Raw genomic sequence first — 19,720 nt, forward strand, 5'->3', positions numbered from 1 at the left:
TGGTCGTTGCTTTGCGCTCGCAAGAGGGCAGGGTGGCCGAAGGATCCGCTGAAACTGCGGACGACCCGCGTAGGTGACCGTGGATGTGCTCCCGGAGTTCGCTTGCCCAGCTTGCGGACATGCCGGTCGAGCTACGCCCCGTGCGCCTGCGCCGGGGCGTTTCGTTTGCCCAGCCCCTTCCGAGCGGTCCTCATCACCCGGAAGGAGGCCGACGCTCTATGGCAAGGCCCGACAAGGCTGCCGCGGTAGCCGAGCTCGCGGACCAGTTCCGCAGCTCGAACGCCGCTGTGCTGACCGAGTACCGGGGTCTCACCGTGGCGCAGCTCAAGACGCTGCGCCGTTCGCTCGGTGAAGACGCCCAGTACGCCGTGGTGAAGAACACGCTGACCAAGATTGCGGCCAACGAGGCCGGGATCTCCACGCTCGACGACCTTTTCAACGGTCCGACGGCGGTCGCCTTCATCACCGGTGACCCGGTGACGTCGGCGAAGGGTCTTCGTGACTTCGCCAAGGACAACCCCAACCTCGTCATCAAGGGCGGTGTCCTTGACGGCAAGGCGCTGTCCGCCGACGAGATCAAGAAGCTTGCGGACCTCGAGTCCCGCGAGGTTCTGCTCGCCAAGCTGGCGGGTGCCTTCAAGGGCAAGCAGTCCCAGGCTGCCTCGCTCTTCCAGGCGCTTCCCTCGAAGTTCGTCCGCACCGCGGAGGCGCTTCGTGCCAAGAAGGCCGAGCAGGGCGGTGCCGAGTAATTCGGCTCGCGCATTGACCGCCGCCTGAGGCGACGGTCGTAGCGGGCCGAACGTACGCCCGCCTCACCAGTACATCCGGCACCTGCCGAATTAGTGGAAGGACGCCATCATGGCGAAGCTGTCCCAGGAAGAGCTGCTCGCGCAGTTCGAGAACCTCACCCTCATCGAGCTCGCCGAGTTCGTGAAGGCCTTCGAGGAGAAGTTCGACGTCACCGCCGCCGCCGCGGTCGCCGTCGGCCCCGCCGCCGCTGCCGCCCCGGCCGAGGCCGAGGCCGAGCAGGACGAGTTCGACGTCATCCTCACGGGTGCCGGCGAGAAGAAGATCCAGGTCATCAAGGTCGTGCGTGAGCTGACCTCGCTGGGCCTGAAGGAGGCCAAGGACCTCGTCGACGGCGCTCCGAAGCCCGTCCTCGAGAAGGTCGCCAAGGAGGCCGCCGAGAAGGCTGCCGAGTCCCTCAAGGGCGCCGGCGCCTCCGTCGAGGTCAAGTAGTCCCAGGAGCCCGCTGAGGGCTCCCTCGCGAGCTGTCACAGTCGCCCCCGTGGCGCTGTAACGCTGACGCACCGAAGAGCGATCACCCAACTGGGTGGTCGCTCTTCGGCGTTCAGGGGCTCCGGCAGCGGCTGCCTTGCACTGTGGTTCGCGACGAGTATGGTGATCTTCGTTGTGCCTCCGGCCGAGCCCCGTGACGGGCTGCAAGACGGGCTGCAAGACAGGTTGCACGTGACGATCGCGGCACTTGCTTAGGGCATGGGGGGCCTTGACGAACCGCACGCAGCGCGCAATTCTCAGGACGCGTCGTCACAACGATCCGGATCCGAGGCATGGATCGGCGACGAAGAGGGCAGTATCGATGTGCATTGAGGGCGTGGCTTGCCGCAGGTGTTGACAACAACGAGGGTCTCAAAAAACCGGGACTGGACATCAGTGGGCCTAGTGGCTACACTGACCCTTTGCGCTGCCTGTTAGCTGCCTCCTGCCCGTCACCAGGGGCATGCCCTCGCTTGAGCACCGACGACCGGATTATCTCTGACCTGGCCTTTTAGGCTGAGTCGGGAACAGTCTGTCTCTGTGCCCCAGTGGGGGGCCGGTACGCGCGTAGTGAGTCCGAGCCCTCGGAAGGACCCCCTCTTGGCCGCCTCGCGCACTGCCTCGACCGCGAATACGAACAACGGCGCCAGCACCGCCCCGCTGCGCATCTCCTTTGCAAAGATCAAGGAGCCCCTCGAGGTTCCGAACCTTCTTGCGCTGCAAACCGAGAGCTTCGACTGGCTGCTCGGAAACGAAGCGTGGAAGGCTCGTGTCGAGGCGGCTCTGGACAGCGGACAGGACGTCCCCACGAAGTCCGGTCTGGAGGAGATCTTCGAGGAGATCTCCCCGATCGAGGACTTCTCCGGGTCGATGTCCCTGACGTTCCGCGACCACCGCTTCGAGCCCCCGAAGAACTCCATCGACGAGTGCAAGGAGCGCGACTTCACGTACGCGGCCCCGCTCTTCGTCACCGCCGAGTTCACCAACAACGAGACCGGCGAGATCAAGTCCCAGACGGTCTTCATGGGCGATTTCCCGCTCATGACCAACAAGGGCACCTTCGTCATCAACGGCACCGAGCGTGTCGTGGTGTCCCAGCTGGTCCGCTCGCCGGGCGTCTACTTCGACTCCTCCATCGACAAGACGTCCGACAAGGACATCTTCTCCGCCAAGGTCATCCCGTCCCGGGGCGCCTGGCTGGAGATGGAGATCGACAAGCGCGACATGGTCGGTGTCCGCATCGACCGCAAGCGCAAGCAGTCCGTGACCGTTCTCCTGAAGGCTCTCGGTTGGACCACCGAGCAGATCCTCGAGGAGTTCGGCGAGTACGAGTCCATGCGCGCCACCCTGGAGAAGGACCACACCCAGGGCCAGGACGACGCGCTGCTCGACATCTACCGCAAGCTGCGTCCGGGTGAGCCCCCGACCCGTGAGGCCGCGCAGACGCTGCTCGAGAACCTCTACTTCAACCCGAAGCGCTACGACCTCGCCAAGGTCGGCCGCTACAAGGTCAACAAGAAGCTGGGCGGCGAAGCCCCGCTGGACGCCGGCATCCTGACCGTCGAGGACATCATCTCGACGATCAAGTACCTGGTGAAGCTGCACGCCGGTGAGACCGAGACCGTTGGTGACAACGGCACCTCGATCGTCGTCGAGACCGACGACATCGACCACTTCGGCAACCGTCGTCTGCGCAACGTCGGCGAGCTCATCCAGAACCAGGTCCGCACGGGTCTGGCTCGTATGGAGCGCGTCGTGCGCGAGCGCATGACGACCCAGGACGTCGAGGCGATCACGCCGCAGACCCTGATCAACATCCGGCCGGTCGTCGCCTCCATCAAGGAGTTCTTCGGCACCAGCCAGCTGTCGCAGTTCATGGACCAGAACAACCCGCTGTCGGGTCTCACCCACAAGCGCCGTCTGTCGGCTCTTGGCCCGGGTGGTCTCTCCCGTGAGCGGGCCGGCTTCGAGGTCCGTGACGTGCACCCCTCGCACTACGGCCGCATGTGCCCGATCGAGACGCCCGAAGGCCCGAACATCGGTCTGATCGGCTCGCTCGCCTCCTACGGCCGGGTCAACGCGTTCGGTTTCGTCGAGACCCCGTACCGCAAGGTCACGGGCGGCGTCGTCACCGACGACGTCGACTACCTGACGGCCGACGAAGAGGACCGCTTCGTCATCGCGCAGGCCAACGCGCCGCTGACCGACGAGCTCCGCTTCGAGGAGTCCCGCGTCCTGGTCCGCCGTCGTGGCGGAGAGGTCGACTACGTCCCCGGTGAGGACGTCGACTACATGGACGTCTCGCCGCGCCAGATGGTGTCGGTCGCGACCGCGATGATCCCGTTCCTGGAGCACGACGACGCCAACCGTGCCCTCATGGGCGCGAACATGATGCGCCAGGCCGTTCCGCTGATCAAGTCCGAGGCGCCGCTCGTCGGCACCGGCATGGAGTACCGCTGCGCCGTCGACGCCGGCGACGTGCTCAAGTCGGAGAAGGACGGTGTGGTCCAGGAGGTCTCCGCGGACTACGTCACCACCGCCAACGACGACGGCACGTACACCACGTACCGCCTGCACAAGTTCTCCCGCTCCAACCAGGGCACGTCCGTCAACCAGAAGGTTGTCGTGGACGAGGGCGCCCGGGTCATCGCCGGCCAGGTACTGGCCGACGGCCCGGCGACCGAGAACGGCGAGATGGCGCTCGGCAAGAACCTGCTCGTGGCGTTCATGCCGTGGGAGGGTCACAACTACGAGGACGCGATCATCCTGTCGCAGCGCCTCGTGCAGGACGACGTCCTCTCCTCGATCCACATCGAGGAGCACGAGGTCGACGCCCGTGACACCAAGCTCGGCCCCGAGGAGATCACCCGGGACATCCCGAACGTCTCCGAGGAGGTCCTCGCCGACCTCGACGAGCGCGGCATCATCCGTATCGGTGCCGAGGTCGTCGCCGGCGACATCCTCGTCGGCAAGGTCACGCCCAAGGGCGAGACCGAGCTGACCCCCGAGGAGCGCCTGCTCCGCGCGATCTTCGGTGAGAAGGCGCGCGAGGTGCGCGACACCTCGCTGAAGGTGCCGCACGGCGAGATCGGCAAGGTCATCGGCGTCCGCGTCTTCGACCGTGAAGAGGGCGACGAGCTGCCGCCGGGCGTGAACCAGCTGGTTCGTGTCTACGTGGCGCAGAAGCGCAAGATCACGGACGGTGACAAGCTCGCCGGCCGCCACGGCAACAAGGGCGTCATCTCGAAGATCCTGCCGATCGAGGACATGCCGTTCCTGGAGGACGGCACCCCGGTCGACATCATCCTCAACCCCCTCGGTGTCCCGTCCCGAATGAACCCGGGACAGGTCCTGGAGATCCACCTCGGCTGGCTCGCCAGCCGCGGCTGGGACGTCTCCGGCCTCGGGGAGGACTGGGCGCAGCGCCTGCAGGCCATCGAGGCCGACCAGGTCGCCCCGGGCACCAACGTCGCCACCCCCGTCTTCGACGGTGCGCGTGAGGACGAGCTCGCGGGTCTGCTGCAGCACACGATCCCGAACCGTGACGGCGAGCGCATGGTGCTCCCGACCGGCAAGGCGCCGCTGTTCGACGGCCGCTCCGGCGAGCCGTTCCCGGAGCCGATCTCGGTCGGCTACATGTACATCCTCAAGCTCCACCACCTGGTCGACGACAAGCTGCACGCCCGCTCGACCGGTCCGTACTCGATGATCACCCAGCAGCCGCTGGGTGGTAAGGCCCAGTTCGGTGGCCAGCGCTTCGGTGAGATGGAGGTGTGGGCGCTGGAGGCGTACGGCGCCGCTTACGCCCTCCAGGAGCTGCTGACCATCAAGTCCGACGACGTGACCGGCCGCGTGAAGGTCTACGAGGCCATCGTCAAGGGCGAGAACATCCCCGAGCCCGGCATCCCCGAGTCCTTCAAGGTGCTCATCAAGGAGATGCAGTCTCTCTGCCTCAACGTGGAGGTGCTGTCCAGCGACGGTATGTCCATCGAAATGCGTGACACCGACGAGGACGTCTTCCGCGCGGCGGAGGAGCTCGGCATCGACCTGTCCCGGCGCGAGCCGAGCAGCGTCGAAGAGGTCTGACGGGAGTCCGGTTACGGGGGCTCGACGATGAACATCGATGAGCCCCCGGCCGGCCCCAGGACCCCCGTATCAGACCCCATGACTTACAACCCTGAGAGGGATTGACGCATAGTGCTCGACGTCAACTTCTTCGATGAGCTCCGGATCGGTCTGGCCACCGCTGACGACATCCGTCAGTGGAGCCACGGCGAGGTCAAGAAGCCCGAGACCATCAACTACCGCACCCTCAAGCCCGAAAAGGACGGACTCTTCTGCGAGAAGATCTTCGGTCCGACCCGGGACTGGGAGTGCTACTGCGGCAAGTACAAGCGCGTCCGCTTCAAGGGCATCATCTGTGAGCGCTGCGGCGTCGAGGTCACTCGCGCCAAGGTGCGCCGTGAGCGGATGGGCCACATCGAGCTGGCCGCTCCCGTCACCCACATCTGGTACTTCAAGGGCGTTCCGTCGCGTCTGGGCTACCTGCTCGACCTCGCCCCGAAGGACCTCGAGAAGGTCATCTACTTCGCCGCGTACATGATCACGTACGTCGACGAGGAGCGCCGCACCCGCGACCTGCCCTCGCTGGAGGCGCACGTCTCCGTCGAGCGTCAGCAGATCGAGAACCGCCGCGACGCCGACCTCGAAGCCCGCGCCAAGAAGCTCGAGACCGACCTGGCCGAGCTGGAGGCCGAGGGCGCCAAGGCCGACGTGCGCCGCAAGGTGCGCGAGGGTGCCGAGCGCGAGATGAAGCAGCTGCGCGACCGTGCGCAGCGCGAGATCGACCGTCTCGACGAGGTGTGGACCCGCTTCAAGAACCTCAAGGTCCAGGACCTGGAGGGCGACGAGCTCCTCTACCGCGAGCTGCGTGACCGCTTCGGCACGTACTTCGACGGTTCGATGGGTGCCGCGGCGCTGCAGAAGCGCCTGGAGTCCTTCGACCTCGACGAGGAGGCCGAGCGCCTCCGCGAGATCATCCGCACCGGCAAGGGCCAGAAGAAGACCCGCGCGCTCAAGCGCCTCAAGGTCGTCTCCGCGTTCCTGCAGACCAGCAACAGCCCCAAGGGCATGGTGCTCGACTGCGTGCCGGTCATCCCGCCGGACCTGCGTCCGATGGTGCAGCTGGACGGTGGCCGCTTCGCGACCTCCGACCTGAACGACCTGTACCGCCGCGTGATCAACCGCAACAACCGTCTGAAGCGCCTTCTCGACCTCGGTGCCCCCGAGATCATCGTGAACAACGAGAAGCGCATGCTTCAGGAGGCCGTCGACGCGCTCTTCGACAACGGCCGTCGTGGTCGCCCGGTCACGGGCCCCGGCAACCGTCCGCTGAAGTCGCTGTCCGACATGCTCAAGGGCAAGCAGGGTCGATTCCGTCAGAACCTGCTCGGCAAGCGTGTGGACTACTCCGCGCGTTCCGTGATCGTCGTCGGTCCGCAGCTGAAGCTGCACCAGTGCGGTCTGCCGAAGGCCATGGCGCTGGAGCTCTTCAAGCCGTTCGTGATGAAGCGCCTGGTCGACCTGAACCACGCGCAGAACATCAAGAGCGCCAAGCGGATGGTCGAGCGCGGCCGCACGGTCGTGTACGACGTCCTGGAAGAGGTCATCGCCGAGCACCCGGTTCTGCTGAACCGTGCGCCGACGCTGCACCGCCTCGGCATCCAGGCCTTCGAGCCGCAGCTGGTCGAGGGCAAGGCCATCCAGATCCACCCGCTCGTCTGCACCGCGTTCAACGCGGACTTCGACGGTGACCAGATGGCCGTCCACCTGCCCCTGTCCGCAGAGGCGCAGGCCGAGGCCCGCATCCTGATGCTGTCCTCGAACAACATCCTCAAGCCGGCCGACGGCCGCCCGGTCACGATGCCGACCCAGGACATGGTCCTCGGTCTGTTCTTCCTGACCACGGACGGCGAGCTGCGCGACGTCAAGGGCGAGGGCCGGGCGTTCGGCTCCACCGCCGAGGCGACCATGGCGTTCGACGCCGGGGAGCTCGCTCTCCAGTCGGCGGTCGACATCCGCTTCCCGGTGGGCACCATCCCGCCGCGCGGCTGGACCCCGCCGGCGCAGGAGGAGGGTGAGCCGGAGTGGCAGCAGGGTGACACCTTCCGCCTCCGTACGACCCTGGGCCGCGCGCTCTTCAACGAGCTGCTGCCCGAGGACTACCCGTTCGTCGACTACTCGGTGGGCAAGAAGCAGCTCTCCGAGATCGTCAACGACCTCGCCGAGCGCTACCCCAAGGTCATCGTGGCGGCGACGCTCGACAACCTGAAGGCGGCCGGCTTCTACTGGGCGACCCGTTCCGGCGTCACCGTGGCCATCTCCGACGTCGTCGTTCCCGAGGCGAAGAAGGAGATCGTCAAGGGCTACGAGGCGCAGGACGAGAAGGTCCAGAAGCAGTACGAGCGTGGTCTGATCACCAAGGACGAGCGCACGCAGGAGCTCATCGCGATCTGGACCAAGGCGACCAACGAGGTCGCCGAGGCGATGAACGCGAACTTCCCGAAGACGAACCCCATCTTCATGATGGTCGACTCGGGTGCCCGAGGAAACATGATGCAGATGCGTCAGATCGCGGGTATGCGTGGTCTGGTGTCGAACGCCAAGAACGAGACGATCCCGCGTCCGATCAAGGCCTCCTTCCGTGAGGGCCTGTCGGTGCTGGAGTACTTCATCTCGACCCACGGTGCTCGTAAGGGTCTGGCGGACACCGCTCTGCGTACCGCCGACTCGGGTTACCTCACCCGTCGTCTGGTCGACGTCTCCCAGGACGTCATCATCCGCGAGGAGGACTGCGGCACCGACCGTGGCCTCAAGCTGCACATCGCGGAGCGCGGCGCGGACGGCGTGCTGCGCAAGGCGGAGAACGTCGAGACCAGCGTGTACGCCCGTGCGCTGGCCGAGGACATCACCGTCGACGGCAAGGTGCTGGCCCCGGCCAACACCGACCTCGGCGACGTCCTCATCGACGAGCTGGTCAAGCACGGCATCGAGGAGGTCAAGACCCGCTCGGTCCTGACCTGCGAGTCCGCCGTCGGTACCTGCGCCATGTGCTACGGCCGTTCGCTGGCCACCGGCAAGCTGGTCGACATCGGTGAGGCGGTCGGCATCATCGCCGCCCAGTCCATCGGTGAGCCCGGTACCCAGCTGACGATGCGTACCTTCCACACCGGTGGTGTGGCCGGTGACGACATCACCCAGGGTCTGCCCCGTGTCGTCGAGCTCTTCGAGGCTCGTACGCCCAAGGGTGTCGCCCCGATCTCGGAGGCGGCCGGCCGCGTCCGTATCGAGGAGACCGAGAAGACCAAGAAGATCGTCGTCACCCCGGACGACGGCAGCGACGAGACGGCGTTCCCGATCTCGAAGCGTGCCAAGGTCATGGTGCGTGAGGGTGACCACGTCGAGGTGGGCCAGAAGCTCACCTTCGGTGCCACCAACCCGCACGACGTGCTGCGGATCCTCGGTCAGCGCGCGGTCCAGGTCCACCTGGTCGGCGAGGTCCAGAAGGTCTACAACTCGCAGGGTGTGTCGATCCACGACAAGCACATCGAGATCATCATCCGGCAGATGCTGCGCCGCGTGACGATCATCGAGTCGGGCGACGCGGAGCTGCTGCCCGGCGAGCTGGTCGAGCGTTCGAAGTTCGAGACCGAGAACCGTCGTGTGGTGCAGGAAGGCGGCCACCCGGCCTCCGGCCGTCCGCAGCTGATGGGTATCACCAAGGCCTCGCTGGCGACCGAGTCGTGGCTGTCGGCGGCGTCCTTCCAGGAGACGACCAGGGTTCTGACGGACGCGGCGATCAACGCCAAGTCCGACTCCCTGATCGGCCTCAAGGAGAACGTCATCATCGGTAAGCTCATCCCGGCCGGTACGGGTCTGTCCCGTTACCGCAACATCCGGGTCGAGCCGACCGAAGAGGCCAAGGCCGCGATGTACTCGGCCGTCGGCTACGACGACATCGACTACTCGCCGTTCGGCACGGGCTCCGGCCAGGCCGTTCCGCTGGAGGACTACGACTACGGTCCGTACAACCAGTAAGGCGTACGTCAACTGACGGGCGGTCACCCTTCGTGGGTGGCCGCCCTTCGGCGTTCTCCGGGCCCGCCCGGCGGTACGGAGGTCCTGCGGGAACCGGTGCCGGAAATGCCGCGTTGGAGCATGATGGAGGAATCCGTCTGGGGGGAGGCATTCCGTGTCGTACCCGACGCCGTGGCAGCCGTGGCAGGGACAGAGCGGGCCGTCGATGCTCGCGTCGCACGCCGACCGGGAGCGGGCGGTGGACGTGCTGAGAGCCGGCTTCGGCGAAGGCCGCCTGGATCAGAGCGAGTTCGAGAAGCGGGTGGCGCGGGCGTACGCGGCCCGGACGGTGGGTGAGCTGGCCGTGCTCGTCGGCGACCTGCCGCAGGGTCCCGTACCGATGTCGGCAGGCTCCGGGGTCGTCCCGCAGACGTTCCTGCCCGCGCCGCGCCCGGTGACCAACGGGAAGGCGGTCGGGGCCGTGGTCTGCGGACTGCTCACCTTGGTGACGCTCGGTGCCACCGGCATTCCCGCGGTCGTCCTGGGGCACTCGGCGCGCTCGGAGATGCGCCGTACCGGGGAGAGCGGCGAGGGCCTCGCGATGACAGGTCTCGTGCTGGGCTGGATGTCGGTCTCGGCCTGGGCGCTGTTCCTTGTGCTGGTCATGATCGTCGGGGTGGTGTCCGGGGGCTGAGCGGCCGGCCGGCCTCCGGCGTCAGCCGGGATTCGGCCGGCCCCTCCGCCGTCAGGCGGGCGGCTGGAGATACGGCTGGAGGTGGTGCAGCCGTGTGTGGTGGTCCGGGTGGGACGAGAGCAGCTTGCTGAGCGGGCTCTCCCGCGGGGGGACGCCGCCGTTGCGGGCGGTGAGCGCGGCCGTCTCGTACTGCTCCTGCTGGTGCAGCTTGTGGAGGACGGCGGCCAGCATCGGGGCGAAGCCGAGGGCAGCGGCGTGCTCGTCGGCGCGCAGTTCGGCCCGGCGCCCGACGGCGGCGAGCGCGTAGGGCACGGCGAGGACGAGCAGCGGAAGTCCGTACAGCGTGCTGACCGTCGCCAGGGCGAGGCCGCCGAGGACCAGCACGACGAACGCGGCCCCGAAGCAGGAGAACGCGCGCGACACCTTGAAGACGATGCTCGCGAACCCGCGCAGGACCCGCCAGGCGAGCCGGCCGGGCAGCGCGTACCAGTAGCCGAGCAGCGAGGACCAGGCGTGGCCGCCGACGTGGTGGCCCAGTTCGTGCGCGAGGACCGCGGCGAGCTCCCCGTTGGGGAGATGGTTCATGGCGAAGCGGGTGACGCCGACGATGTGGCCGGCGGCGGCGACCGCGTTCAGGCCGTCGCTGTCCTCCACCCACAGTTCGTAGGTGCGGCCCTCGACACCGGCGCGCGCCGTGACCTCGTGCCAGACCGGTTCGAGTTTGGCTCGTTCTTGCGGGGTGGGGTAGCGCAGGCGGAGCAGACGGCGCGCGATGGCGCTCTCGGTGGGCCGGTGGAACACCAGTGCGCCGCTGACCAGCCAGGCGAGGACCACGAGGAACCCGAGGTCGCCGAAGAAGGCGGAGAACAGGGCGACGACGAACAGGCTGCAGAGGAAGTTCGGCAGGTGGAGCAGCAGACTGCCGACGGCGGTGGAGTCGGTGCGGCGCTGCTGGCTGCGGATGTGGACGCGGCCGTGGTCGGTGCTGATGTGGTGTGGGTGGGCGGGGTCGTCGGGGGAGAGGGCCGGGGCCGGGATGGGGGGTGCCGCGGCCTGCGGATACGCGGGCTGGGGCGAGTGCGTGGCGGCCTGCGGGTAGTGCGGGGGCTGCGGGTGGTGCAGGGCCTGTGGGTGTTGGCTTCCTGGATAGGTCGGGGGTTGTTGGCCGGGATACGACGCAGGTTGCTGGCCTGGACAGGTCGGGGTTTGTCGGCCTGGATACGGCGGAGGTTGCTGGCCTGGATAGGTCGGGGGCTGCTGGCCTGGATACGGCGGGGGCTGCTGGCCTGGATACGGCGGGGGCTGTTGACCGGGGTAGGTCGGGGGCTGTTGTCCCGGGTAGGGCGGGGGTACCTGGGACTGGGGTGGTGCGGGGTGCTCGGGGTACTCCGGTGGTGAGGGCGGTGGCTGGGTCACGGTGCTTCCTTTGCGTGGGGACGAGCGGCGAGTACGGCCGGCCGGTGTCAGCCGATCAGCAGTGAGGCGGGCAGCAGGACCGTGCCGACGCAGAAGGCGATCAGCCCGGTGCGGATCCACTGGTGTTTGCGCGCGGCGATCCCGCTCGTCTCGGCGAGGGCCTTCGCCAGGCCTCCGGTGGGATCGCGGCCGGTGTCGGCGAGGGCGGTCCGCAGGCAGCCGAGCCGTACGGCCTGCTGGATGTCGCCGAAGTACGACAGCGGATGGCCCGGCGCCCAGTCGGCGGCGCCGTAGCGCGGGAGCACCGCCAGCAGCAGGGCGAGGAGGGAGAGGGCGAGGGAGCCGACGCCCGCCCAGCACAGTGCGGCACCGGGGACGGAGAGCGCGGCCGGCGTCCAGCCGTGCCCCGCGAGCAGACCGCTGAAGACGCCCGCGGTCATGCCGAGCGCGGCGACCAGCACCGATGCCTTGCTGTCGGCGCGGGTGATCTCGGCGCGGAGGTCCGCGAGGAGGCGCTCGCAGAGGCGGACGGTCTCGGGCGTGGTGGCGTCCTGGTGGCGGTCCGGGAGGGGAGCGCCTGTGGGCTGGGTTACGGGCGGGGCTCCGGGCGGAGTTGCCGGGTCCCCGACGGGGTCGGTGGCGGGCGCCGGGTCGAGTGCGGTCACGTGCCGTCCTCCGCAGCGCCGGCGTCAGTCTCGGCGGGCCTCGGTGCGTCGGGCCTCGGTGCATCGGGCCCCGGTTCAGCAGATCTCGGTCCTTCGGGGCGCGGATGGTCGGGCCGCGGGGTGTCGTGGGCAGGTCGGGCGACGGCTGCCACGTCCTGCGCGGGCAGGGTCGGCGTGCTGCCGTAGCCCGGGGGCGGCTGCCAGGCCGGGGTTTCGGGCGCGACGGGTCCGGCCGGCGGGGTGGGAACGCCCGGGTAAGGGGCCGGAGGCACCAGTGGGGGCACGACCGGGGGCGGCGGGGCGTACGACTGCGGGGACTGCCCGCTGGGACCGCCAGGGGCCCCGTACGGGCTTCCCGCCGGCCACGGCTGGGCGCCGGGATGCTGACCCGCCGCGGGGCCCGTCTGCCCGGCGTACGAGCCGTACGGCCCGTACGGCTGCGTGGCGGCGGGACCCGCTCCGGGACCCGCTCCAGGTGCCGGTGCGGATGCGGGTGTCGGCGCGGGTGCGGACGTCGGCGTCGGTGGGAGGCGGGCGTCGAAGTCGGCGGTCTGCGCCGTGGGCTCCTGGAGCGGCGGCCGGCCGGGAGCCGGGGGTTCGGCCTGTCCGGGGCCGCTGGGCGCGTATCCCGGCATCGGCGGGTCCGGGTACGCCGGACCGGCGGCCGACGGGAGGAGAGGAGGAGTCTGCGGGACCCCCGGGAGGCGCTGGTTGAGGATGTCGCTGACCGTGCGCAGGGCCAGCTGCTTCGGGCCCTCCAGCTCGTAGCCCTCGGCCGTGTCGCCGCTCAGCAGCTGCTTCACGAGGTCCATCTGGGCCTGGATCATCCGGAGCTGGTCCTCGCGCATGCTGGACATGACGAGGTGGGAGTCCTCCGGGCGCTGGGCGAGATGCAGCGCCCAGGCATGGACACCGCCCTGCTGGAGGTGCCACTGGTAGAAGGCGATCTTCTCCTCCTCCAGTCTCTGGAGTTCGATCTGCTGGTGCCCCTGCTGGAGGGCGAGCTGATGCTGCTGCCCGCTGAGCAGGAGCGCCTGCTCGTGCTGCCACTGCTGCTGCTGGAGCGCGAGTTCCTGCTGCCGGCTGCCGTACGCCATCGCCCGGTCGATCTGCAGGGCGTCCTGCTGCCGGAACCGGCGGTCGGCCTCGACGTCGACCTCCATGCCGCGCTGCGCCACCCGCACCTGTTCGGCGGCCGAGTACTCGATGGCCTGCAGCCGCTGCTGGTGCTCGATGTTCGCCTGGTCGCGACGGAGCCGCAGGGTCCAGGTGACCTGCAGTCCCGCCGGTGCCCCGAGCGGCCCGAGCACGGTGACCGCCTGGAGCAGTTCCCGCTCGGCCGCGGCACTGTCCGCGATGGCGAAACGGCGGCTCACCGGCCGGGCCGCCTGCTGGAGTTCGCCGATGAGCGTCGCCGGAACGTTCCGGTGCCCGCTCTCCACGAACCGGCCCGGATCGAGGACCTGCCAGGACAGGTCGAGGACCGCGGTGAACTCGAAGGCGTCGTTGTCGCTCGGCAGGGTGAGTTCGGCCGAGTGGGGATGCACGCCCATGTCCACCTCGTACACGGCCGAGTACCGCTTCGCCGCGATCTCGCTGCGCGTCGGCCTCCGGGGCGGCAGATACGTCTCGTAGCCGCCCTTGGGAGTGGAGAAGACCAGGGCGTGGTCGATGCGGACCAGATGCTTCAGCGAGAGCTCGAAGCGCGACAGCTGGCGCACGGTGAGCACCGGGTCGACCAGGTCGGAGTGACGGTCCGCCTGCTGCTGCCACTCGGGCGGGCGGTTGAAGGTGGGCATGTGCGTGTCTCCTCGGGAACGCCGGGGCGCTTCGCCTCCGGTCGCCTGGGTCGGAAGGTTCTGGCGGCGGGCCCCCGGTCAGCGGGCCGGCAGGGTGGTCAGCAGACGGGCGGCCACCAGGGGCGGGGGCGCTCCGTCCTCGCCGGGCATGGTCCGCAGCAGATGGCTCAGCCGCTGGTGCTCGGCGGTGGTGGTGACGAGAGCGGGCAGCAGGGCGGCCAGGGCCCATTCGGCGGCCGGCGTCCGGTCGGCGATCAGCACCCAGTCGCGCAGTACGTCGAGCGCGTGCCGGGTGGCCCGGGGGTCGGCGAGGGCCGCCCGCCACAGGGCCGGGATGCCGTGGGCGGCCGCGGCGCCCTCGGTCGCCGCCCGCGCGTACCAGCCGAGGACCAGCGGGGTGCCGTACCGCTCGTCGTCCTCGGTGCGGCGGCAGGCGTTGACGAAGCCGCCGAGGGCCAGGTCGTGTACGGCACGGTCGTCGTCGAGGCGGCCGAGCAGCTCGCCGAGCACGACATCGCTGGCGGGGGAGAGGAGCAACAGCTCCACGGCCTCGGCGAGTTCGCGCGCCATCTCGCCGTCCAGGTCGTCGGGGGCGTCCGTGTACAGCCGGCGGACGGCACCGCGCAGCGCGGCGAGCGCCTGTACCGGCCGCTCGGGTCCGATCAGCGCGTACGCCCGCGCCGCCACCCAGCGCAGCCGCGGATCGTCGTGGGTGCACCAGTCGTCGAGGATGCGGGGGATGTTGGGCGTGCCGACGAGGTGCGCGAGGGTGAGCGCGTTGACGGCGACGAGCCGGTGCCGGAACAGCTTGGACGTGCCCCAGGGTTCGATGACCAGGGCCATCGCGGAGGGCAGGTCGGTACGGGCGAGGACGGCGACGGTGGAGGCGGCCCGGGTACGGACCAGGGGGCGGCCGTCGTCGGCGAGCCGGCGCAGCCAGGCGATCAGGGCGGGCCGCGCGGACGGGTGGCCCGTCCACACCTCGCGCAGCAGGACGAGGGAGGCCCGGTCGTCGCGGAACGCCGCCTTCCGCTGGGTCACCGGGCCCCATTCGGTGTGCTCGGCCTCCTCGTAGCGGTGGGCGCGCGCCAGTTGGAGGCGTTTGCCGACATGCGTGCCGAAGACGGGGACCTCCGGGACACGGGCCCGGTTCTCGGTCTCCTGGAGGAAGCGGTAGAGCAGATCGCTGAGTTCGGCGGTGAGGGCGTACGGGCCGCCGTCGAAGGCGGCCAGCGCGACGAGGAACGCCTTGTCCCGCAGGTGGATCGACGCCTCGTCCTCCTCGAACCACTCCTGGACCTGGTTCTCCAGCGACACGAGCGAGAACCGCGCCACGGCGTCCTCGGTCACCTCCCCGGCCGCGTACCGACCGAGCAGCCGGGCGAACGCGGCGACCTCGCGCAACTGGTGCCCACGGCCCAGGAATTCGGTGGTGTCGGGGAGCCCGAGCAGCTTGGCGGTGCTCTCCTCGTCGGTGCGGGCGCGCAGGTGGGTGGCGAGGACGTCGGCCGCGGCCGGGGGCTCCCAGCGGACGGCGGGGACGTCCTCCAGCGCGGCGTTGGGACCGACGGTGATCACCAGGTAGGCGTCCTGCTCGGCGAGGCGGTCCCGGGCGGCGAGCAGATGGGGTTCGCGCAGCGGGCGGTCCCGGCGGGTGGCGAGGTCGCACAGGACGTACCCGCGCGCACGGTCGCCGTCGCGCTTCTCCACCGCCTCCGCCGTGAACCCGTCGGTGAGGCTGCCCGGGGCGGTGTCGGGAACCAGGGTGCGGACGGGGGCGGCGCCGAGGCGGTGCAGGAGCATCAGGGCGGCCGTGCGTCTGCCGGTGAAACGGGCGCCGGACAGGACCAGAACGCGGTCGCGGCGCAGCCGGTCGAGCAGGTCGTCCATGACCTGGGCGTCGGCGACGAAGCTCCCGTCCAACCGCTCCAGGGTGGAGCGAGGGACCTCGCCCGCGGACGGTGTGTGCGAGGCCGTGCCGGCCGACCCCAGGTGGTAGATCTCCGTCCTGCCGCCCATGAAGACGTCGCCGGTGAAGTGACCGCCGCTGATACCGCCGTGCTGGTCACCCCCGAGCAGGCCGCCGCCGAAGCGGGCCCTGGCGCCGACGTTCATGGTCCGGGGGCTGTGGTCGACCAGGTCGCGCCGGGCCGACCAGGCGTTCTGGGGCTGGTCGTGCTCCTCCGACGCGTCGTGGTCGTCGCCACGGGGGGTCTCGTCGGGTACGGGGGTGGTGGAGGGCTGGTCCCCGGCGGTGCCGGGGCCGCCGTGGCCGGAGGCCGGGCCGTCGTGGCCGGGGCGGGGGCCGGCCTGGGAACCCTGGCCCGCCGGCTCCTGGGTGCTCACGCGCCGCCGCCCTGCTCCTGGCCGTCCTGTGCCCGGCCGCCGTGCTTCCGGCCGCCCCGCTCCCGGTCGCCTGGGTCGCCGAAGGTGACATTGCCGCTGAAGTGGCCGCCGCTGATGCCGCCGTACTGGTTGCCGCCGAACACTCCACCGCTGATGTCGACGGAGCCGCCGTCGATGCGGAGCGTGGGGCCCGGCGCCGGGACTCCCCCTGATCCGGCCGGCGCCGGGCGGTCCTCGCCGGGGCCGCCCCGCGGGGGGACCGTGGGCGCCGGGCGGTCCCCCGAACCGCCCGGCGCCCCGGTCTCCCCCGCCCCCGTGTCATCGTGGTCTCGCGTGGGCGCCGGGGCGCCGGGGAGCGGGCCGTGCAGCCATGCCTTCAGCGGGCCGTTCTTGCTGTCCACCGTCATCGGGCGGAAGTCGGCGGCCGGGACTCCGGGGTGGTCGTGCCGTACGACGCCGGCGTAGAGCGCGTCGGAGACACAGAGCGCGAAGTCGTCGGCGCGCTCGCGCAGGGCGGCGCGCAGCTGGTGGGCGTCCAGCAGGCGGCAGGCGTGGTTCAGGTCGGAGCCGACCCAGCCGTCGAGCGCGTCGACCGCGACGTAGCCGGTGGCGAGGACGCCGCGCAGGCGGATCTGGGCGGAACGGGACGCCATGCGGTTGACGGCCCTCAGCTGGGCCGGGACCTCCGTGAGCAGCGCGCGGAGCAGTGTGGTCACCGGGGCGTTCGCGTCGATGAGCGCCATCACGGAGTCGCCGCGGTCGGCACGCAGCCGCCGGGTCTCGTCGACGCCGGCGTGCTCCAGGGCGCGGTCGGTGATGTCGTAGAGCATGCGCCGCAGGTACGCCTGCTCCACGTCGTCCCGGTCGCTGAACCTCTCGATGTCCAGCAACAGGATCGTGCGGCTCACGGGGTGGGTCATGGTCGCCTCTCGGAGGTGTGCCGTGCAGACCAGCAGCCTGGTGGCGGGACGCCCCGGGCCGTGAGGGCGGATGACCCACTCGGAGTGTGACCGTGTGCACAGAAGGGCCGCGGGAGGTCAGGGGGACACCGGGGGGCCGCCTCGGGGACCCGGGGGGCGAGCGGACTCCTAGGTCGTGTTGCGAAAGTCCCGCCTGCCTCGCGGCGCCTGGCACGCCCTGGGCCACCCCGGTCGGCTCGGCTACCCCGGTCGGACAGTCACCCCGGACGCCCAGTCACGCCGGTCGGTCAGCCACCCCCGACGGCGCTCCCCGACCCCGCCCGCGCCCCCGCTTCCTTCCCGGCGCCGAACGTCGCGCCGACGCCTCGCCGCCTACGCCTCTCCGCCGGCGCCGCCCCGCCTACGCCTCCCCGCCTACGCCTCCCCGCGGCAGCTGTCCCTCCCCCTCCTGAGGGACCTGTGGGGACGGAATCCCGGCGGCCGGGAACTCCGTGGCCGCGATGCGGCGGAGTATGTCGGGGCGCAGGATGAGCAGCGTGCGGCGCCCCGTGGAGACGGCATGCTTGTCGCGGAGTTCTCTGAGCAGCCGCTGCACCATCTCGCGCGACGCGCCGACCGAGCCCGCCAGTTCCTGCTTGCTCAGCGGCACCGCGAGCTCGATGCCCTCCGCCGTCCGCCGGCCGTGTGTACGGGCCAGGTCCAGGAGCAGGACCGCGAAACGCTGCCGCACGCTCATCGAGGCGAACTCCAGCCGCCGCCGGTCGGCCGCCCGCGTGCGGTCCGCGGTCAGGCCGAGGAGCGCGAAGGAGACGTCGGGTGAACGGCTCAGGAAATCACGGAAGCGCTCGTGCTCCACGGCCACCGCCCGCACCGGCTCCAGCGCGGTCACCGTCGCCGAGCGCGGCCGGCCGGTCAGCACCGCGGACTCCCCGACGATGTCACCGGGACCACGCAGCGCGAGCAGTGCCTCGTAGCCGTTGGCGGCCGAGGCGGTGACCTTGGTCCAGCCGGTCACGAGGAAGAGGACGTGCGCGGACGGTTCGTGCTGGTGCAGCAGGATGATGCGCTGGGCGAAGTCCAGCGTGCGGCCGAGCCCGAGCAGTGCCGAACGGTCCTCGGCCTCCAGCCGGGCCAGGAAGGGCACCCGGTCGTCCAGGCCCCCGTCGTCCGACGGATGGGCCACCGTCCCTGTCGTCATGCTCGTCCCCCAGTCCTCGCAGCGGACGGATCAACGTACTGAAAGCGCAAGACCGCGGAGCCCGAAAGGGCGCGATTCGGCCAGGATGCGCAGCCCGTCTCCCGGGCTCCGGCGGCCCCGGCACGGCCTGCCGCGTGACGGTCGCGGGGGCCCCGACAGGTCGTCGCGGACGTGGTGGGCGAGCCCGTCCGAGGGGGGTGGGAAGTCCGGCGTGTCGCCCTGGACAGCATTTGTTTTGACCGAAGTCCGTGAGGTAGGTACGCTCAGACCTTGTGCCTGGGGTGTGCCCTGGCTCGCGTGCGTGCCTTCAAACCGCAAGGCGAGCCGTAACCGGCCACCGTAATCTGCGCCCTTTTCGCCTCGCGGCGGGAATCTGCAGCATTCGACACACCCGACCGCGTGGGTCGGTGGCGTTCCAGGTTAGCTTCACCATTCGGCACACAGAAACCGGAGAAGTAGTGCCTACGATCCAGCAGCTGGTCCGGAAGGGCCGGCAGGACAAGGTCGAGAAGAACAAGACGCCCGCACTCGAGGGTTCGCCCCAGCGTCGCGGCGTCTGCACGCGTGTGTTCACGACCACCCCGAAGAAGCCGAACTCGGCCCTGCGTAAGGTCGCGCGTGTGCGTCTGACCAGCGGGATCGAAGTCACCGCTTACATTCCGGGTGAGGGACACAACCTGCAGGAGCACTCCATCGTGCTCGTGCGCGGCGGCCGTGTGAAGGACCTGCCGGGTGTTCGCTACAAGATCATCCGCGGCTCGCTCGACACCCAGGGTGTCAAGAACCGCAAGCAGGCCCGCAGCCGCTACGGCGCCAAGAAGGAGAAGTAAGAATGCCTCGTAAGGGCCCCGCCCCGAAGCGCCCGGTCATCATCGACCCGGTCTACGGTTCTCCTCTTGTCACGTCGCTGATCAACAAGGTGCTGCTCAACGGCAAGCGCTCCACCGCCGAGCGCATCGTCTACGGCGCCATGGAGGGTCTGCGTGAGAAGACGGGCAACGACCCGATCATCACGCTGAAGCGCGCGCTGGAGAACATCAAGCCGACCCTCGAGGTCAAGTCCCGCCGTGTCGGTGGTGCGACGTACCAGGTTCCGATCGAGGTCAAGCCCGGTCGCGCCAACACGCTCGCGCTGCGCTGGCTCGTCGGTTACTCCCGCGCCCGTCGCGAGAAGACCATGACCGAGCGTCTGCTCAACGAACTTCTCGACGCGTCCAACGGCCTCGGTGCCGCTGTGAAGAAGCGCGAGGACACCCACAAGATGGCCGAGTCCAACAAGGCCTTCGCGCACTACCGCTGGTAGTCGCTACCCACATCGAGACCGAGAG

At 69.8% G+C, this 19,720-nt stretch carries 13 protein-coding genes; 7 read left to right on the plus strand and 6 right to left on the minus strand.

The annotated features are described in order from the left end of the window. Positions 1-218: 218 nt before the first annotated feature. From rplJ to OHB41_RS27565, 5 genes are all read left to right on the plus strand, one after another. Positions 219-749, plus strand: a complete 531-nt coding sequence (gene rplJ / locus OHB41_RS27545) for a 50S ribosomal protein L10 (protein ID WP_266700827.1) — start codon at positions 219-221, stop codon at positions 747-749. Positions 750-858: 109 nt separating this feature from the next. Beyond that, positions 859-1,239 (plus strand): 50S ribosomal protein L7/L12, encoded by a 381-nt coding sequence (rplL, locus tag OHB41_RS27550; RefSeq protein WP_266700828.1) that lies wholly within the window; start codon positions 859-861, stop codon positions 1,237-1,239. A 639-nt stretch (positions 1,240-1,878) separates the two neighbouring features. Next, complete coding sequence (gene rpoB / locus OHB41_RS27555; RefSeq protein ID WP_148010013.1) at positions 1,879-5,364, plus strand: DNA-directed RNA polymerase subunit beta; 3,486 nt, start codon at positions 1,879-1,881, stop codon at positions 5,362-5,364. A 111-nt stretch (positions 5,365-5,475) separates the two neighbouring features. After that, complete coding sequence (locus OHB41_RS27560; protein ID WP_266700829.1) at positions 5,476-9,375, plus strand: DNA-directed RNA polymerase subunit beta'; 3,900 nt, start codon at positions 5,476-5,478, stop codon at positions 9,373-9,375. Positions 9,376-9,529: 154 nt separating this feature from the next. Further along, positions 9,530-10,048, plus strand: a complete 519-nt coding sequence (locus OHB41_RS27565; protein WP_266700830.1) for a DUF1707 and DUF4190 domain-containing protein — start codon at positions 9,530-9,532, stop codon at positions 10,046-10,048. A gap of 51 nt (positions 10,049-10,099) precedes the next feature. Here OHB41_RS27565 and OHB41_RS27570 read toward each other — a convergent pair whose 3' ends face one another. From OHB41_RS27570 to OHB41_RS27595, 6 genes are all read right to left on the minus strand, one after another. Then, entirely contained in the window at positions 10,100-11,464 is a 1,365-nt protein-coding gene (locus OHB41_RS27570; protein WP_266700831.1) for a M48 family metalloprotease, read from the minus strand. Between the two features lie 47 nt (positions 11,465-11,511). Then, the gene (locus OHB41_RS27575; RefSeq protein ID WP_266700832.1) at positions 11,512-12,129 is read right to left on the minus strand and encodes a Pycsar system effector family protein; all 618 of its coding nucleotides are present in this window, start codon (positions 12,127-12,129) and stop codon (positions 11,512-11,514) included. Then, on the minus strand, positions 12,126-13,928 hold the full coding sequence (locus tag OHB41_RS27580) for a hypothetical protein (protein WP_266700833.1): 1,803 nt from the start codon (positions 13,926-13,928) through the stop codon (positions 12,126-12,128). The genes OHB41_RS27575 and OHB41_RS27580 overlap by 4 nt, the downstream gene beginning before the upstream one ends. Positions 13,929-14,006: 78 nt before the next feature. After that, positions 14,007-16,274: a hypothetical protein gene (locus OHB41_RS27585; RefSeq protein WP_266700834.1), complete on the minus strand. Its 2,268-nt coding sequence runs from the start codon at positions 16,272-16,274 to the stop codon at positions 14,007-14,009. After that, positions 16,271-17,194: a hypothetical protein gene (locus OHB41_RS27590; protein ID WP_266700835.1), complete on the minus strand. Its 924-nt coding sequence runs from the start codon at positions 17,192-17,194 to the stop codon at positions 16,271-16,273. Before OHB41_RS27590 ends, OHB41_RS27585 begins: the two co-directional genes overlap by 4 nt. Before the next feature lie 400 nt (positions 17,195-17,594). Further along, positions 17,595-18,392: a Crp/Fnr family transcriptional regulator gene (locus OHB41_RS27595; protein ID WP_266700836.1), complete on the minus strand. Its 798-nt coding sequence runs from the start codon at positions 18,390-18,392 to the stop codon at positions 17,595-17,597. Positions 18,393-18,850: 458 nt separating this feature from the next. On the opposite strand from OHB41_RS27595, the gene rpsL reads away from it, so the two are divergent. Together rpsL and rpsG are read left to right on the plus strand one after the other, a co-directional pair. After that, positions 18,851-19,222, plus strand: a complete 372-nt coding sequence (rpsL, locus tag OHB41_RS27600) for a 30S ribosomal protein S12 (protein ID WP_003948652.1) — start codon at positions 18,851-18,853, stop codon at positions 19,220-19,222. 2 nt (positions 19,223-19,224) lie between these two features. Beyond that, positions 19,225-19,695, plus strand: coding sequence for a 30S ribosomal protein S7 (gene rpsG / locus OHB41_RS27605; protein ID WP_003992340.1), 471 nt, complete (start codon positions 19,225-19,227; stop codon positions 19,693-19,695). Positions 19,696-19,720 lie beyond the last annotated feature (25 nt).

This window comes from Streptomyces sp. NBC_01571 (assembly GCF_026339875.1).
Lineage (GTDB): Bacteria > Actinomycetota > Actinomycetes > Streptomycetales > Streptomycetaceae > Streptomyces.

What these genes read in the sequence shown, in the direction of transcription:
- rplJ (WP_266700827.1), top strand. Translation starts at nt 219, where the DNA reads ATGGCAAGGCCCGACAAGGCTGCCGCGGTAGCCGAGCTCGCGGACCAG.
- rplL (WP_266700828.1), top strand. Translation starts at nt 859, where the DNA reads ATGGCGAAGCTGTCCCAGGAAGAGCTGCTCGCGCAGTTCGAGAACCTC.
- OHB41_RS27580 (WP_266700833.1), bottom strand. Translation starts at nt 13,928, where the DNA reads ATGCCCACCTTCAACCGCCCGCCCGAGTGGCAGCAGCAGGCGGACCGT.
- OHB41_RS27590 (WP_266700835.1), bottom strand. Translation starts at nt 17,194, where the DNA reads ATGACCCACCCCGTGAGCCGCACGATCCTGTTGCTGGACATCGAGAGG.
- OHB41_RS27595 (WP_266700836.1), bottom strand. Translation starts at nt 18,392, where the DNA reads ATGACGACAGGGACGGTGGCCCATCCGTCGGACGACGGGGGCCTGGAC.
- rpsG (WP_003992340.1), top strand. Translation starts at nt 19,225, where the DNA reads ATGCCTCGTAAGGGCCCCGCCCCGAAGCGCCCGGTCATCATCGACCCG.